Here is a 16,337-nt window from a genome sequence, read left to right as displayed (position 1 = left end):
ACGGCCGCACCCGTCACGCCGCCAACCGCAGATCCTCGCGCGGGCTCGCCGTCTCCCACCGGCCGCTGCGCACGCTGTAGTACACCGCGCACGCCGCGGCGGTGGCGACGCTCAGGGCGGGGACCGGGGAGCCGCAGCCGGCGACGGTGAGCGCCAGCAGCACCGCCGCGACGACGACGTCCGTCCGACAGGTCGCGGCGCGCGAGCGCGTGCGGGTCTTCGGCGTCACGATGAACCGTGCGCGTCGACCGCCGAGGACGCCGATCACCGCGCCGGCGGTCGAGAGCAGCATCGACGAGTACAGGGCCATGGCGCGGACGACGAACAGCAGCGCCGACACGGGGTCGCGCCCGCGGAGGCGGCGGAGGGTCTCCGGCACGAGCGGCAGCACACCGCCCGCCCCGAGCGTCAGCCCGACCCACGCCGGGAACGACGCCCCCGCCGAAGCGGTGAGCGTGGCCGCCGAGAAGACGAGCAGCAGCGCCGTCACGGCCACCCCCACCGTCGCCGTCGTCATCTCCAGCATCAGGTCGATCTTGTGCCATGCCCGCAACGGCGAGCGCAGCAGCGAGCCCGCGTACCGCCGCAGCATCTCCACGTTGCTCTGGCTGAACTTCTCGTGCTGGGTCTTGAAGGCGGCGTAGTCGACGGGGAAGTCCTCGACGCTCACGAGATCCGCGGCGTACGACACGTCGAAACCGTGCCGGGCCGCCTCGATGCTGAAGGCCATGTCCTCGGCGACGACCTCCGGGAACCCGCCCGTGGCCCGCAGACAGGTCGTGCTCACCAGGCCGCCGCGCCCCAGGAAGCAGGTGGAACCGAACGCGGAACGCACGAGCATCGTCGTGTGCACATGCGACTCCAGGAGCGGGCCGAACTCGTCGGCGAAGCCGGTCACGCCGCGCCGGGTCGTCTGACGCCCCTGCACCACTCCGACCCGCACGCCCGAGGCGGCCCGGTCGGCGGCGTGATCGAGAGCCCGACGGACGAACGTCGGCGGCAGTTCCTGGTCGCTGTCCATGACCACGACCCAGTCGTGCGCGTGTCCGAGCGACAGGAAGTGGTTGAGGTTCCCCGCCTTGAACCCGCTCCGGTCGGCGCGACGCACGACCTCGACACCGGTCCGGCGGGCGAAGGCGTCGATCGCGGCGCGGCTGTCCGTCCGGCGCGAGTCGTCGAGGATGCACGTCGTCACCGGGTGCGTCTGCTGCATGGATGCCGCGAGCCGGGCGCCGTCAAAGTCGTCGGCGGTGCAGTAGAGCAGCGCCACACTGTCATCCGAGGGGCGGTGCGGGACGGGGCGCTGCCGACGCCGCAACAGCGGGTACGCGGCCAGGACGACGAGCGAGCGCACGGCCATCGCCCACACCGTGCCGATCACCGCTCCCGCCAACAGGGTCGCCGTCGCACCCGCCCACGGCACGCCGAGGTCCACAGGTGGCAGGACGCTCACGGCGAGGGCGACGAGACCCGCCCACAGCGTGAGGAGACCGGCGAGCAGCAGACGGTCGGTTCGAGTGCGCATGGGTCCATCCCATCGGCACCGCGGCCCGCGCGGGATGGGTGCGACCGCACTCCGGGGTGCAGCGGACTGCCACGGGGGCGGGCGGCCCGCACACCCGGCGGGGTGCAACTCCGGCGGGGTGCCCCTCCGGCGGGCGGCCCGCCCACCCGGCGGCGCGGTCACCCCACGCCGAACCCCACCGGCTCGCCGTCCCGCGACCGTGCGGCATCCAGGTAGAGGAGGACGGCCCGCACACGGCGATGACCCGGATCGGACTCGTCGAGACCCAGCTTGGCGAAGATCGACCCGATGTGCTTGGAGACGGCGCTGTCGCTGAGGTGCAGGAGCCGGCCGATCTCGGTGTTGGACCGCGCCTGCGCGATCAGCGCCAGCACCTCCCCCTCGCGAGGGGTGAGCGCATCCAGGGCCGTGCCCCCCGTGCGCCGTCCGACGACGGTCGCGAGGATCTCGGGGTCGATGACCGTGCCGCCGCCGACGATGATCTCGATGCTCCGCAGGAAGTCGTCGACGCGGCCGATTCGGTCCTTCAGCAGGTATCCGAGCGACCGGCTGCTCTGGGCGAACAGGTCGTTCAGGTAGGCGCTCGCGACGTAGTTCGACAGCAGCAGGACGGGGAGATCGGGGAACTCGCGTCGCAGGACCAGTGCGGCGTCGACGCCGTCGCTGCGGTGACCGGGCGGCATCCGGACGTCCGTGACGACGAGGTCCGTCGACGTCGGGCCCGACCGGACGACCCGCAGGAGCGCGGTGGCGTCCGCCGCCGTGGTGACGGCATGTCCGGCGCCGGTCAGCAGGGAGCAGATGCCCTCGCGCAGCAGGGCCGAGTCGTCGGCGACGACGATGTTCATCCGGGGGGACCTCTCGATCGCGTCACTCCTCGGGGATGGCAGGGACCTCGAGGGTGAGGGTGGTGGGCCCACCGACGGGGCTCGAGACCGCGAGCGTACCCCCCAGGTTCCGGGCGCGTTCGCGCAGACCCCGGATGCCGCGGCCGCCGTCGACCGCCGCGCCTCCGGCGCCGTCGTCCATGACGCGCACCACGAGGCTGTCCCCCTCGGTCGTCAACGTGACACGGATGGCGCTCGCGTCCGCGTGCTTGAGGGTGTTCGTGACCGCCTCGCTGACCGTGAAGTAGGCGCAGCGCTCGACGTCGGCGCGAAAACGCCGGTCGAGGGCCGAATGCACGGTGAGGGGGAGGACGGACCGCTGCGCGAGCTCCTCCACCGCCGCCGTGAGGCCGTGGTCGACGAGCACGTCGCTGTGCAGTCCGAGGACGGTGCGCCGCAGTGTCGCCAGGGCGAGTTCGGCGCTCTCCTGGGCTTTCACCAGCTGGTTCACGACCTCGGGCATCTTCTCTTCACCCTCATGCGCACGCGCCTGCGACAGCGCCGTCCCTACGCGGAGCGTCGTCATGACGAGATGCTGCTGGGCGCCGTCGTGCAGATCGCGCTCGATGCGCTCCCGATCGCTCTCGAACGCGGTGATGAGAACGGACCGCGAGCCGCGCAGCTCGATGACGGCGGTCTCGAGATCCGCCTCGCGTGTGGACAGGAGCAGCTGCACCACCCGGGCCTGCACCCGGGCGAGCACCCCCGTCAGATACCACCCGACGAGGACGACGAGGACTCCGGTGATCATCCAGAACGTCAGCGACCCGGAGTCCCCGACCCGCGTGAAGGGGCCTCCGGGGAACGGCAGCGGCTCGGGGGGCTGGACCCCGGACCCCGCGGCCTTCACGTCGTCGTGGTAGCGGAAGACGGCCGCGGGCAGCACGATGACGAGCAGCAGCACGACCGCGCAATAGGCGAGGACGGCCAGCTGCACCAGCCCGAAGACCACGGTGATGACGTACAGCGCGGCGACACGGCCGGCCCGGTCCGGACGGTAGGCCCGGCGCACCCACCCGACCGGACCCGCCGGCGGCGGAGGACCTGCCGACCCGGTGATCGGCCGTCCGATCAGCGCGCCCCGGCGCCGTTCGATCGCGATGAGCGCCTGAGCCACGAGCGGGACGAGCGGCAGCGTGATGAGGCCGATGAGCGTGGCGGCACCCCAGGTCGCGAGCAGGATGCTGGTCAGCCGGTAGAGCAGGAGGAGCGGCGCCTGGCTCACGCGACGCATGAACGCGCGCAGGCGGGTGACGTCGTTCGGGGCGGGCACACGGACGACGCTAGGCCGCGCACACGGGCGGGCCCGAGGGAGGGGTCCTCACTCTGCGGTGCATCGCGCTGCACTCTTGCCCTGAGCCCACCCGGGCAGGCGGCCGGCGGGGCTCAGTCGTCGCGACCGAACGGGTCCCGCGGTCGCCAGAGGACGACGTCGGTGGCGCGCCGCACGCGCGCCCCGTGGCGGAGGGTCACGACGGATCCGGTGGCTCCGGCCGCGAAGACACGGGCACCGGGGCGGGCCTGGCGCTCGGCGACGAGCTGCCGTTCGAGCTCGCTGACGCGGCGCGACAGCTCGTGCACCCGCTGCTCCAGATCGAGCAGCCGTGCGATCGCCGGCAGGCTCATGCCCTCGCCGGACAGGCGGGCGACCTCGCGCAGCTGGGCCACGTGACGGCTGGAGTACCGACGCGATCCGCCCTGCGTGCGCGCGGGGACGACCAGTCCGAGCCGGTCGTACTGACGGAGGGTCTGTGGGTGCATGTTGGACAGCTCCGCGGCGACCGCGATGGCGAAGATCGGCGCGTCCTCGTCGATCTCTCTGTCGGACACGTCTTCTCCTCTCGTCGCTCCGATGGGGCACGGGCTCCTGGCATCCGATCATTCCGGATGCCAGGAGCCGCGGTGTCACGAACGCGCTTTGGACATCAGGTCCGCGCGCGGGTTCTCCTTGGGCTCGAGCGCGTGGAAGCGCTCGAGCGCCTCGCGGGCCGCGTCATCGAGGTGGGCGGGCACCGCGACCTGGACCTCGGCGAGCAGGTCGCCGGTCGCCTTGGTGGTCTGGATGCCTCTGCCCTTCACACGCAGGACCCGCCCCGACGGCGTGCCGGGTGCGACGCGCAGCCGGACCGGCTCTCCGCCCAGGGTGGGGACCTCGATGGTCGCGCCGAGCGCGGCCTCGGTGAACGTCACCGGGACGGTCACGCGCAGGTTGACCCCGTCGCGGGCGAACACGGGGTGGGGACGGACGGCGACGGTCACGACGATGTCGCCGGCCTCTCCCCCGTCGGGCGAGGGCCGGCCGCGACCGCGCAGCCGGATCTTCTGTCCGTCCGCGACGCCGGCGGGGATCTTCACCTTGAAGGGCTTGTTGTCCTCGCCCTGCAGGGTGATCGTCTCGCCCTTGGCGGCGGTGACGAAGTCGATCGTCGTCCGCGCCGTGACGTCGGCACCGCGCTGCGGCCCGCCGAACCCGCGGTAGCCGCCGCTGGTCTGGCCGAACCGGCCGGAGCCGAAGCCCGTCCCCTGCTGCTCGAACACCGAGAAGAAGTCGTCGAAACCGCCCGGCATCGGACCGGAGCCGCCTCCGCGGCTCTGCCCGAACCTGCTGAACACGTCCTCGAAGCCGCCGCCGGCGCCCTGGCCCCCCGCGGAGAAGCGGGCGCCCGACCCCATCGCGCGGATCTGGTCGTACTCCTCCCGCTGCTCCGGGTCGTTCAGGACGGAGTAGGCCTCGCTGATCTCCTTGAACTTCGCCTCGGCCTTGACGTCACCCGGGTTCGAGTCGGGGTGGTACTGGCGCGCGAGCTTGCGGTACGTCTTCTTGAGATCGGCCGCGCTCACGTCCTTCTCGACGCCGAGGACCTTGTAGAAGTCCTTGTCGAACCAGTCCTGACTCGCCATGGATCCTCCTACTCGGCGGGGACGGCGACGACGACCTTGGCGGGTCGCAGCTCCGTCGAGCCGAGGCGGTAGCCGACCTCGACGACCTCGAGCACGGTGGCCACGGTCACGCCGGGGGTCGGAGCCTGGAAGATCGCCTCGTGCTGCTGCGGGTCGAACGGCTCGCCCGCGGTGCCGTACGACACCACGCCCAGGCGCTCGGCGACGGCACGGATCTTGCCGCCGATGGCCGCGAACGGCGTGCCCTCGACGAGGTCGCCGTGCTTCTCGGCGCGGTCGAGGTCGTCCATCACCGGCAGCAGGCCCTTCACGGCCTCGCCCTTGGCGCGCTCGATCTCGCGCTCGCGCTGCTCCTCGGTGCGCCGACGGTAGTTGGCGTACTCGGCCTGCACGCGCTTGAGGTCGGTCAGCAGCGTCGACTCGGGGTCGGTCCCGTCCTCGGCCGCCGCCTCCGGCGTCTGCTCTGCGCCCAGGATGTCGTCGACGGTCAGACCGTCGTCATCCCCCTCGGTCGCGGACTGCGGGTCCGACGGCGCGGGGCCGGAGGTGTTCTCCTCCGGCCCCGTCTCGTCAGGACCGGCGCCCGAGCCCTGGGGCTGTTCGTCGTCCTTGTGTGCCATGTCCTATCGCTTACTTCTTGTCGTCCTGCTGGGGCTCGTCGTCGACGACCTCGGCGTCGATGACGTCTTCCTCGGGGTTCGGCGTCTCGCCGTTGCCGGGCTGGCCGACGTTGGGGTCGGCCGGCTCGCCCTGGGCCTGCGACGACTTGTAGATGGCCTCGCCGATCTGGCTCTGGCTGGCGTTGAGCTTGTCGAACGCGGTCTTGACCGCGTCGTCGTCGTCGCCGGCGAGGGCCGACTTGAGGGCGTCGACGTCGGCCTGCACCGAGGTCTTGACCTCCTCGGGCAGCTTGTCGTCGTTGTCCTTGATCAGCTTGTCGACGGAGTACGACAGCGTCTCGGCCTGGTTGCGGGTCTCGGCGGACTCGCGGCGCTTCTTGTCCTCGGCCGCGTTCTCCTCGGCCTCGCGGACCATGCGCTCGATGTCTTCCTTGGGCAGCGACGAGCCGCCCGTGATGGTCATCGACTGCTCCTTGCCGGTGCCCTTGTCCTTCGCGGACACGTGGACGATGCCGTTCGCGTCGATGTCGAAGGTGACCTCGACCTGCGGGATGCCACGGGGAGCCGGCGCGATGCCGGTCAGCTCGAAGGTGCCGAGCGGCTTGTTGTCGCGGGTGAACTCGCGCTCGCCCTGGAAGACCTGGATCGCGACCGACGGCTGGTTGTCGTCGGCGGTGGTGAAGGTCTCGCTGCGCTTGGTCGGGATGGCCGTGTTGCGCTCGATGAGCTTGGTCATGATGCCGCCCTTGGTCTCGATGCCGAGGCTCAGGGGGGTGACGTCGATGAGGAGGACGTCCTTGCGCTCGCCCTTCAGGACACCGGCCTGCAGAGCGGCGCCGACGGCGACGACCTCGTCCGGGTTCACGCCCTTGTTGGCGTCCTTGCCGGTCTCCTTCTTGACCAGCTCGGCGACCGCGGGCATGCGGGTCGAGCCACCGACGAGCACGACGTGGGCGATGTCCTCGACCTTGACGCCGGCCTCGCGGATGACATCCGAGAAGGGCTTGCGGGTGCGGTCGAGCAGGTCCTTGGTCAGATCCTCGAACTTGGCGCGCGACAGGGTCTCCGACAGCGAGACGGGACCGGAGTCCGTCAGCGACAGGTAGGGGAGGTTGATGCTCGTCGACGTGGAGCTCGAGAGCTCCTTCTTCGCCTGCTCCGCGGCCTCCTTGAGGCGCTGCAGGGCGATCTTGTCGCCGGAGACGTCGACGCCGGTCGTGTCCTTGAACTGCTTGATCAGGTAGTCGACGACGCGCTGGTCCCAGTCGTCTCCACCGAGGCGGTTGTCACCGGCGGTGGCGCGCACCTGGATGGTCGAGAAGTCGTCGTCCTTGCCCACCTCGAGCAGCGAGACGTCGAACGTTCCACCACCGAGGTCGAAGACGAGGATGAGCTCGTCCTCCTTGCCCTTGTCGAGGCCGTAGGCGAGGGCCGCGGCGGTCGGCTCGTTGATGATGCGCAGGACGTTGAGGCCCGCGATCTCACCGGCCTCCTTGGTGGCCTGACGCTCGGCGTCGTTGAAGTACGCCGGCACGGTGATGACGGCGTCGGTGACGCTGTCGCCCAGGTACTCCTCGGCGTCGCGCTTCAGCTTCTGGAGGATGCGGGCCGAGATCTCCTGCGGCGTCCACTTCTTGCCGTCGACGTCGAAGGTCCAGGTGGTGCCCATGTGGCGCTTCACGCTGGAGATGGTGCGGTCGACGTTGGTGACGGCCTGGCGCTTGGCGGTTTCGCCGACGAGCACCTCGCCGTCCTTCGTGTACGCGACCACCGACGGGGTGGTGCGGAAGCCCTCCGCGTTCGCGATGACCTTGGGCTCGCCGCCCTCGAGGACGCTCACGACCGAGTTGGTGGTACCCAGGTCGATTCCCACTGCACGAGGCATGTGTCTTCTCCTTGATCCGAGCCGGGGATCACCACGGCTCCTGGTTGCTGCGAAGTCTTCGGCGACTCGAACCGAGGTTGAGCCGCGATGACTCAACGTTATCGCAGGCCCGCCGAGCGGTCAAGGAGAGTTGATATGAATTGGCTCAACTTCCGCGGCATCCCTTCCTTCTGCTCCCGGTCGCCGAAGTGGCCCCGGGGCCACGCACGGCGCCCCGGGGCCACTCGCGCACACCCGCCCCCCGCCACGCGCCTCCCCCGGTACCCGACGCCCCCGGTTCACGACGACGCCCCCGGCCCGAAGGGGGCGCGGGGGCGTCGACGGGATGCCGCGACCTCAGTCGCGATCGCGCGGACGGCGCTGCGGCCGGTCGCTGCGCTTGGCGGAACGGCCGCCCTGGTCCAGGCGCAGGTCGATGAGCTGGCCCGAGATGCGGGTGTCGGCGAGACGGTCGATCGTGTCGCGCGGGAGGTCCGCGGGCAGTTCGACGAGCGAGAAGTCCTGGCGGATCTGGATCGCCCCGAAGTCGTTGCGGCGCAGACCGCCCTCGTTCGCGAGCGCGCCGACGATCTGGCGCGGCTCGACCCGCTGACGGCGGCCGACGGCGATGCGGTAGGTGGCGAACCGGCCGTTGCTCTCGCGGCGCTCGCGCGTGCCGCCGTCGCGGGAGCCGCCGTCGCGCGAGGGGCGGTCCGAGCGATCGCGGTCGAACCGCGGCTGCTGGATCGTCTCCTCTTCGAGCAGCAGCGGGGTGTCGCCCTGCGCGACCACGGCGAGGGCCGCGGCCACGTCGGCCTCGGGCACGTCGTGGTGCTCGACGTAGTGCGCGACGACGTCGCGGAACGTCGCGATCGCCGCGGTGTCCTCGAGGGCGGCGGTGATGGCGTCGTCGAAGCGGGTCAGTCGCGTGGCGTTGACGTCGTCGACGCTGGGCAGCGACATCTCGGTCAGCGGCTGGCGCGTGGCCTTCTCGATCGCGGTGAGCATGCGGCGCTCGCGCGGGGTGACGAAGCTGATGGCGTCACCGGTGCGACCGGCGCGGCCCGTGCGGCCGATGCGGTGCACGTACGACTCGGTGTCGATCGGCAGGTCGTAGTTGACGACGTGGCTGATGCGCTCGACGTCGAGACCGCGGGCGGCGACGTCGGTGGCGACGAGGATGTCGAGCTTGCCCGACTTGAGCTGGTTGACCGTGCGCTCGCGCTGCACCTGGGCGATGTCGCCGTTGATGGCGGCGGCCGTGTAGCCGCGGGCGCGCAGCTTCTCGGCGACCGTCTCGGTCTCGTTCTTCGTGCGGGTGAAGACGATCATGCCCTCGAAGTTCTCGACCTCGAGGATGCGCGTGAGCGCGTCGATCTTCTGCTGGTACGAGACCACCAGGTAGCGCTGGGTGATGTTCGCCGAGGTCGTGGTCTTGGTCTTGACCGTGATCTCTTCGGGGTCGTTGAGGTACTGCGCCGAGATGCGGCGGATCTGCGCCGGCATCGTGGCCGAGAACAGCGCGACCTGCTTGGTCGAGGGCGTGTCGGCGAGGATCGTCTCGACGTCCTCGGCGAAGCCCATCTTGAGCATCTCGTCGGCCTCGTCGAGCACGAGGAACTTCAGCTCGCTCAGGTCGAGCGTGCCCTTGTCGAGGTGGTCCATGATGCGCCCGGGGGTGCCGACGATCACGTCCACGCCGCGGCGGAGGGCCGACAGCTGCTGGCCGTAGCCCTGACCGCCGTAGACGGGCAGCACCGAGACGCCCTTGATGTGCGCGGCGTACTTCTCGAACGCCTCGCACACCTGCAGGGCGAGCTCGCGGGTGGGGGCGAGCACGAGGGCCTGCGGGTTCTTGTGGCCGGTCTCCATCTGCGACAGCACCGGCAGCGCGAAGGCCGCGGTCTTGCCGGTTCCGGTCTGGGCGAGACCGACGACATCGCGGCCCTGCAGCAGCACCGGGATGGTGGCCGCCTGGATGGCGGAGGGGGTCTCGTAGCCGACGTCCTTCAGGGCCTTGAGCACGGCGGCATCCAGTCCCAGATCGGCGAAGGTGAGCTGGGCGGGGGCGGTGTCGGACTCGACGGAGTCGACGGGGGAATCGGATGCCATGGGTCCACGGTACTTCGCCGCGCGTCGCGGCGTCGGCACCACTAGCGTGAGCGGTGCGCCGTTGCGGTCGCAGCCCCCCTCCCGGACGCCCGGGCGCTCATCGAAGGATCCGCGCGTGACCGACAACAGTTCCCCCGGCCCGACGCCGTCGACGCCCGCCCGACGCCCCGTCCTCGCGTGGGCCCTGTGGGACTGGGGATCGGCCGCCTTCAACGCGGTCGTCACGACGTTCGTCTTCAGCACCTACCTGGCCAGCTCGCTCTTCGTCGACCCCGCCGTGGTCGCGGCCGCGGGCGGCGACCCCGACGATCCCGCGCTCGTCCGGGCCCTCGCGCAGAACGCGAGTACCGTCGGCGTCGCCCTCATGATCGCCGGCATCGCCGTCGCCGTGCTCGCTCCGGTGCTGGGTCAGCGCTCCGACGGCACCGGCCGCCGCAAGCTGTGGCTGGGCGTCAACACCGGCGTCGTCGTCCTCGCGATGGCGGCGATGGTCTTCGTGGAGGGCACGCCGGAGCTCCTCGTTCTGGGGGCGACGCTGCTCGCCGTGGGCAACGTGTTCTTCGAGTTCGCGAGCGTCAACTACTACGCGATGCTCACCCAGGTGTCGACCCGCGAGAACATCGGGCGCGTGTCCGGCTTCGGCTGGGGCATGGGATACGTGGGCGGGATCGTCCTGCTGCTCGTCCTGCTGGTGCTGTTCATCCAGAGCTTCGGCGACCCCGCGACGGGCGGTCTCCTCGCCGTGACGGAGGAGGGCGGCCTCAACATCCGGCTCGCCGTCCTCGCCTCCGCCGTGTGGTTCGCGGCCTTCGCCATCCCGGTGCTCGTGCGCGTGCCCGAGATCCCTGCGCAGAAGCGTCGCGTCCGTGTCGGCTTCCTGCAGTCCTACGTCGTGCTGTGGGGCACGCTCCGCTCCCTCTGGCGCGACAGCCGTCAAGTGCTGATGTTCCTGCTGGCGAGTGCGGTCTTCCGCGACGGCCTCGCCGGCGTGTTCACCTTCGGCGCCATCATCGCCGCCCAGGTGTTCGGGTTCTCCTCGACCGAGGTCCTCTACTTCGCCGTGGCCGCCAACGTCGTCGCCGGGATCAGCACGATGGTGTCGGGCCGGCTGGACGACCGCTTCGGACCGAAGCGCGTCATCGTCGTCGCCCTGACGGGGCTCATCGTCGCGGGGACGGCCGTGCTCTTCATCGGCACGTCGCAGGCCGCGTTCTGGGTGGCCGGCCTCGTCCTGACGATGTTCGTCGGACCGGTGCAGTCCGCGAGCCGTTCCTTCCTCGCCCGCGTCGCCCCCGAGGGACGGGAGGGCGAGATGTTCGGCCTCTACGCCACGACGGGCCGCGCGGTGTCGTTCCTCGCCCCCGGCCTGTTCGCGCTGTTCGTCGCGACCACCGGCGACACCCGGCTGGGCATCCTCGGCATCGTCCTCGTGCTCGCCGCGGGCCTGGCGCTCCTCCTGCCCGTGGCGGCGCGTCCGGCCGTCATCCGCTGAGCCCCCGCCCGGCCGGGTTCGTCCTCGCCGAGATCACACGTTCCGCGCGAGATCACGCGATCCCGGCGGCTTCGACCGTGTGATCTCGCGCCGAACGTGTGGTCTCGAGGCGGATCCCGGATGCCGCGGGCTCAGTCCCGCGGCCAGGAGTCGGCGAGCTTCGAGAGCAGACGGGCGAGCTCGGCGCGCTCGGCATCGGTGAAGGAGTCGAGCGCGGAGCGCACGGCATCCATCCTCCTCCCCCGCACCCGGGAGACGAGACGCTCCCCCTCGGGGGTGAGACGCACACGGGTGCGGCGGGCGTCGTCCGGATCGGGCTCGCGTTCGATCAACCCCATCTGCACCGCCTGCTGCACCAGGCGGGAGGCGCGCGGCTGATCGACGCCGACCGCCTCGGCGATCGCGCCCACCGACAACGCATCGCCGGCCGCGAGGAGGGCGTCGAGCATGCGCAGGCGCGCCGGTCCGCCGAAGCGTCCGTGCGCGGGGTCCGCCCAGGGCGGCGCGCCGCGTCCCCACGGTCCGCCGTGGTGGCCGTGCGCGTGGCCGGGGCCGTGCTCGCGCGGGTCGCGGTCGTCGGCGGCGAACGGCGGCCGCGGGCGGCGTCCGCGCAGGCGTCCCAGGGCTGCCGCGATCTCGTCGGCGGGGTCGGTGGTCACCCTCGGATTTTACATGTCGCTTGACAAGCATTCGAAATACATGTCAGAGTACATCCGTTGTCACATGACATGTAACGGCGGACAGCCCGCCGACGAAAGGACTCCCATGAACACCTCTGCACCGACAGATCCCCGCAGCCTCGCCCACCGCCTCACGACGGTCGGCCACGCGCTGCACCACCGCCTCTTCGCGCAGCTGCGCGACAGCGGCCTGCACCCGAAGACCGTCCTGGTCCTCTCCGTGATCGACGGGCGTATCGACGCCCCGTGGATCAGCGACCGCATCGCCCGCGGCGGCAAGCGCCTCAGCGCCCTCGCCGACCGTGGATGGATCGCCCCCGCCGACGACGGCTGGACGCTGACGGACGAGGGCCGCGAGGTCCTCGAACGGATGGATGCCGACAAGCAGGCGCTTCTCGCCGAGGTCCCCGCGGAGGAGATCGAACGTCTCACCGCCGCCCTCGACGTGGTCTCCTCAGCCCTCGGTCTCGATGAGGACGAAGCCGCCCGCGGACCCCGCGGACGCGGACCCCGTGGATTCGGCTTCGGCCCCGGTTCGTTCGGACCCGGCGCCGGCCGCGGGTCCGGGCCGGGGTTCGGCTCCGGTGAGCGCCGCGGCTTCGGCGGACCCCGGTTCGACGACGGAGACGGCGACGAGCACGGGCGCGAGCGCGGGCGCCACGAGCACCGCGGCTCGCACGGCCGCGGTCCGTGCCACGAGAACGGCCACCGGCACGATCGCGGGCAGCGCCACGGCCGCGGGCAGCGGGTGGCGGAGAGCGCTTACGAGCGCGGCTTCGACGCCGGGTTCAGCCGCGGCCGTGAGTCCGCGGCATCCGAGTGATCCCCGAGAACACGATGCGGCGGGTGCCCCTCGGGAGCCCGCCGCGTCGTGGTCCGGTCAGCGTCCGACGGAGCCGGCGTCGCTCGCACCGACGTCGGTGCGGTGGAAGTTGAGCGCGGAACGCGAGGCCGTCGGCCCGCGCTGCCCCTGGTACCGGTTGCCGTAAGGACCGGACCCGTAAGGGTTGTCGGCCGGCGAGCTGAGCCGGAAGTAGCAGACCTGCCCGATCTTCATCCCCGGCCACAGCTTGATGGGGAGCGTCGCGACGTTCGACAGCTCCAGGGTCACGTGCCCGGTGAAGCCGGGGTCGATAAACCCCGCCGTGGAGTGGGTGAGCAGACCGAGTCGCCCCAGCGACGACTTGCCCTCCAGCCGGGCGGCGATGTCGTCGGGAAGCGACACGCGCTCATACGTGGACCCGAGGGCGAACTCGCCCGGGTGCAGGATGAACGGCTCGTCCGGATCGACCTCGATCAATCGCGTGAGCTCGGGCTGATCCTCGGCCGGGTCGATGAAGGGGTACTTGTGGTTGTCGAACAGCCGGAAGTACCGGTCCAGCCGCACGTCCACGCTCGAGGGCTGCACCATGGCCGGGTCGAGGGGGTCGAGGCCCAGGCGCCCCGCGTCGAGCTCGGCCCGGATGTCGTGATCGGAGAGCAGCACGCCCCCAGCCTAGGGGGCGCACGGCCGGGCGCGTTTGGCGTCTTCACCCGGTCGTTCCGGGCCGCACGCGATCCGAACGATGGATGCCACCCCGTCGCTGTTATGCTGGGCGGGTTGCCGCGAGGCATCCGGGGCTGTAGTTCAATGGCAGAACTTCTGCTTCCCAAGCAGACAGCGCGGGTTCGATTCCCGTCAGCCCCTCAAAGCCCTCACGGGCGGCTTCAGCCGCTCGGGAGGGCTTTCGTGTTGTTGCGGATCGAACCCTTGGGTGGGCCCACGCCGCCAGAGGCTCCGCGCGCCGCGCAGCGGCGTGTGGAGGGGCGGTGGGGACGATTCCCGTCAGCCCCTCAAAGGTCCGACATGCCGGCGTCGCCGGCTTGTCGTATCTCGTCTACACGGGGCATCCCGACAGAGTCTCGGAGGACCGACTCGACCTGCTCCGAGTCGTCGCCTAGCGCGCGCGTCCGCCGTCCCGCGAGAGCTCGCGATCGAGGCGATCGAGGAGGGCTTCGAGAGTCACCTCGAACTCCTCCTCCGCGCGGTCCTCGCTGAGCAGGTCGCGGAGTCGGGACACGTGTGGGAGGTCGACCAGCCGCCGGGTCCCGTCCCGCTGCGGCACGTCCGCCCCGCCCTCGTCGAGCGGCTCGTCGTCCGGAGACGTGTCGGCGCCGCGGACGGCGGACTCGAGCAGCAGCTGACCGAGGAGGAAGCTGCTGAAGGACCGATAGGCATCCACGGCCTGCTGATCGGTGAAGCCGTACTCGATCAACGTCCCGAGGAAGATCTCGACGACCTCCACGCTGCGCAGCGGAGGCCGCAGCCAGGGTGCGGCCGGATGTCGCGTCGCGACGAGCGGGAACGCCCGGGGGTGGTCGATGGCGATGCGTCGCACCTCGTGGGCCGTGACCTGGAAGAACCGCTGCCACTGCCCGCGCTGCGCGTCCCGCATCGCGGGGGTGAGGTCGTGCAGGAGCAGATCGACGATGCCTTCGAGGAGGTCCTCTCGACCGTTGACGTAGCGGTAGAGCGACATCGCCTCGACGCGGAGCGTCTTCGCGAGGTTCCGCATCGACAACCCGGACAGCCCTCCCTCGTCGATCTGAGCGAGGGCGTACCGGATGACGACATCGCGGCTCAGTCTCGACAGAGGCTGCCCGCGCACCCCCCGTGCGTCGTGATCGGCCATCATCGCCCCTCTCGTTCCGGTCGATCAGGCGCGTGAATCGACGACGTGCATTGCCTGTGGGCGAGGGCCCGGTGGCTCCCCCACGAACCACCGGACCCCCGCGCTGCGTACCGCCGGACGACCGGCGGCGGGTCAGACGGCGACGGTGCGGCGCCCGAGGGCGCGGACGATGAGCCCGGCGACGGCCGCTCCGAGGATCGGGGCGACGATGAACACCCACAGCTGCGAGACCGGGAGCGCACCGCCGTAGACCGCGGACGCGACCGAGCGTGCGGGGTTCACCGAGGTGTTGCTGATCGGGATGCTGATGAGGTGGATGAGGGTCAGCGTCAGACCGATGCCGATCGGGGCGAAGGTGACGTACTCCTTCTTCGCGGTGATCGAGAGGATGACGGCGACGAAGATACCCGTCAGCACGGCCTCCGCGATGAAGACCGCCGCGAGTCCGAAGCCTCCGGGGCTTCCCTCGCCGAACCCGTTGCTGGCGAAGCCGGCGTCCTGAGCGGCCGCGAACCCGCCGTCCTTCCCCGTCAAGATCAGCGCGATGACGCTGGAGGCGGCGATACCGCCGACGAGCTGGGCGAGGATGTAGCCCGGCACATGGCGCGCATCGGTCCGGCCCGCGGCCAGGAGCCCGAGCGTCACCGCCGGGTTGAAATGACCGCCGGAGATGTGGCCCACAGCAGCGATCCCCGCGACGAGCGTGAGGCCGAACGCGAGCGCGACCCCGAGGAAGCCGACACCCGCCTGGTTGTCGTCGGCGGCGGGGAAGTTCGCGGCGAAGACGGCCGTGCCGACGCCTCCGAGCACGAGGAGGAAGGTCCCGAAGGCCTCCGCCCCGTAACGGGCGAGGGACGACCACTCGGAGGCGTTCTGCTTCCGCTGCTCGACGGTGGAGTCCGCGACCGCGACCGGCTCCTGCTCCTGCTTCGCATGCTTCTTCTTGCCCATGTGGCGGGGTCCTCTCGAAGGCCGGGATGCACTCCGGCGTCGTGTTCAGGGGAGGCCCGCGCCTGCGGGCCTGGACGACAGACGAGGGCGAGTTCCGCCTGCCGCATGAGAGACAGGATGGCCGTTCGACGCAACGTGCAGGAACTGTTGACTCCCGCTCCAGCGCTGATGTATACGGCGTAAGCGTATGCGTGTTCATACACATTCGGACAAACTGCGCAAGCCCCGCGTGACGTTTCGACGGGCCGGTACGTCTTGTAAGTACCGGCCGACGGGCCGCCCCGGTTCGCCGGGTCAACACACTCGAAAGGACTTCGACCATGGCTGAGAACGCCTCCACCCCCGCTGCCCAGAACGTTCCCCAGGCCGCCTCGCGCGTGAACCGTCCGCTCGGCGGACGCGGCTCGGAGGCCCCTGCCGCGGGCAAGACGACGATCGCTGATGGTGTGGTGGGCAAGGTCGCGGGTATCGCGGCGCGTGAGGTCTCGGGCGTGTACGCCCTGGGTGGCGGCGGTGCCCGTGCCCTGGGTGCGATCCGCGATGCGATCAACGCCACCGACCTGACCCAGGGTGTGAAGGTCGAAGTCGGCGAGACCCAGGCCGCGGCCGATGTGACGATCGTGGTCGAGTACG

The 16,337-nt window shown here is 70.9% G+C and carries 15 protein-coding genes and 1 tRNA gene; 4 read left to right on the top strand and 12 right to left on the bottom strand.

Annotation, left to right across the window (positions count from 1 at the left end; genetic code table 11):
- Positions 1-13: 13 nt before the first annotated feature.
- The 8 genes from MRBLMI1_RS06015 to MRBLMI1_RS05980 all read right to left on the bottom strand — a co-directional run bounded on the left by MRBLMI1_RS06015 (position 14) and on the right by MRBLMI1_RS05980 (position 9,909).
- On the bottom strand, positions 14-1,525 hold the full coding sequence (locus MRBLMI1_RS06015; protein ID WP_367728284.1) for a glycosyltransferase family 2 protein: 1,512 nt from the start codon (positions 1,523-1,525) through the stop codon (positions 14-16).
- 158 nt (positions 1,526-1,683) lie between these two features.
- Positions 1,684-2,373 carry a response regulator transcription factor gene (locus tag MRBLMI1_RS06010; RefSeq protein ID WP_367728280.1) on the bottom strand — a complete coding sequence of 230 codons (690 nt, stop codon included), beginning with the start codon at positions 2,371-2,373 and terminating at the stop codon, positions 1,684-1,686.
- A gap of 22 nt (positions 2,374-2,395) precedes the next feature.
- A complete protein-coding gene (locus tag MRBLMI1_RS06005) occupies positions 2,396-3,685 on the bottom strand; it encodes a sensor histidine kinase (RefSeq protein ID WP_367728269.1) in 1,290 nt (429 codons plus the stop codon).
- Between the two features lie 113 nt (positions 3,686-3,798).
- Positions 3,799-4,242: a heat shock protein transcriptional repressor HspR gene (locus MRBLMI1_RS06000; RefSeq protein ID WP_367728267.1), complete on the bottom strand. Its 444-nt coding sequence runs from the start codon at positions 4,240-4,242 to the stop codon at positions 3,799-3,801.
- 75 nt (positions 4,243-4,317) lie between these two features.
- Positions 4,318-5,313 (bottom strand): DnaJ C-terminal domain-containing protein, encoded by a 996-nt coding sequence (locus MRBLMI1_RS05995; RefSeq protein ID WP_367728265.1) that lies wholly within the window; start codon positions 5,311-5,313, stop codon positions 4,318-4,320.
- An 8-nt stretch (positions 5,314-5,321) separates the two neighbouring features.
- A complete protein-coding gene (locus MRBLMI1_RS05990; RefSeq protein WP_367728261.1) occupies positions 5,322-5,933 on the bottom strand; it encodes a nucleotide exchange factor GrpE in 612 nt (203 codons plus the stop codon).
- A gap of 10 nt (positions 5,934-5,943) precedes the next feature.
- Positions 5,944-7,818, bottom strand: a complete 1,875-nt coding sequence (gene dnaK, locus MRBLMI1_RS05985; protein ID WP_367728258.1) for a molecular chaperone DnaK — start codon at positions 7,816-7,818, stop codon at positions 5,944-5,946.
- Between the two features lie 336 nt (positions 7,819-8,154).
- Positions 8,155-9,909: a DEAD/DEAH box helicase gene (locus tag MRBLMI1_RS05980; RefSeq protein ID WP_367728255.1), complete on the bottom strand. Its 1,755-nt coding sequence runs from the start codon at positions 9,907-9,909 to the stop codon at positions 8,155-8,157.
- Between the two features lie 115 nt (positions 9,910-10,024).
- On the opposite strand from MRBLMI1_RS05980, the gene MRBLMI1_RS05975 reads away from it, so the two are divergent.
- Positions 10,025-11,401: an MFS transporter gene (locus MRBLMI1_RS05975; protein WP_367728251.1), complete on the top strand. Its 1,377-nt coding sequence runs from the start codon at positions 10,025-10,027 to the stop codon at positions 11,399-11,401.
- Positions 11,402-11,532: 131 nt separating this feature from the next.
- On the opposite strand, the gene MRBLMI1_RS05970 is transcribed toward MRBLMI1_RS05975, so the two are convergent.
- A complete protein-coding gene (locus MRBLMI1_RS05970; protein WP_367728245.1) occupies positions 11,533-12,060 on the bottom strand; it encodes a MarR family winged helix-turn-helix transcriptional regulator in 528 nt (175 codons plus the stop codon).
- A gap of 106 nt (positions 12,061-12,166) precedes the next feature.
- Here MRBLMI1_RS05970 and MRBLMI1_RS05965 point away from each other — a divergent pair, with 106 nt between their 5' ends.
- A complete protein-coding gene (locus MRBLMI1_RS05965) occupies positions 12,167-12,904 on the top strand; it encodes a hypothetical protein (RefSeq protein WP_367728243.1) in 738 nt (245 codons plus the stop codon).
- A gap of 57 nt (positions 12,905-12,961) precedes the next feature.
- Here the strand turns inward: MRBLMI1_RS05965 and dcd are convergent, their stop codons facing one another.
- Positions 12,962-13,567 carry a dCTP deaminase gene (gene dcd, locus MRBLMI1_RS05960; RefSeq protein ID WP_367728241.1) on the bottom strand — a complete coding sequence of 202 codons (606 nt, stop codon included), beginning with the start codon at positions 13,565-13,567 and terminating at the stop codon, positions 12,962-12,964.
- 130 nt (positions 13,568-13,697) lie between these two features.
- Here dcd and MRBLMI1_RS05955 point away from each other — a divergent pair.
- A tRNA-Gly gene (locus MRBLMI1_RS05955) sits at positions 13,698-13,768 on the top strand.
- 250 nt (positions 13,769-14,018) lie between these two features.
- Here MRBLMI1_RS05955 and MRBLMI1_RS05950 read toward each other — a convergent pair.
- Both MRBLMI1_RS05950 and aqpZ read right to left on the bottom strand, forming a co-directional pair.
- Entirely contained in the window at positions 14,019-14,729 is a 711-nt protein-coding gene (locus tag MRBLMI1_RS05950; protein WP_367728230.1) for a TetR/AcrR family transcriptional regulator C-terminal domain-containing protein, read from the bottom strand.
- Positions 14,730-14,885: 156 nt separating this feature from the next.
- Positions 14,886-15,704: an aquaporin Z gene (gene aqpZ / locus MRBLMI1_RS05945; protein ID WP_367728228.1), complete on the bottom strand. Its 819-nt coding sequence runs from the start codon at positions 15,702-15,704 to the stop codon at positions 14,886-14,888.
- Between the two features lie 320 nt (positions 15,705-16,024).
- On the opposite strand from aqpZ, the gene MRBLMI1_RS05940 reads away from it, so the two are divergent.
- Positions 16,025-16,337, top strand: a 313-nt coding sequence (locus tag MRBLMI1_RS05940) for an Asp23/Gls24 family envelope stress response protein (protein WP_367728226.1), incomplete at its 3' end; no start/stop codon positions are given.

The organism is Microbacterium sp. LMI1-1-1.1 (assembly GCF_040815675.1).
GTDB lineage: Bacteria > Actinomycetota > Actinomycetes > Actinomycetales > Microbacteriaceae > Microbacterium.
This window is presented reverse-complemented; position numbering and strand designations above follow the sequence as displayed.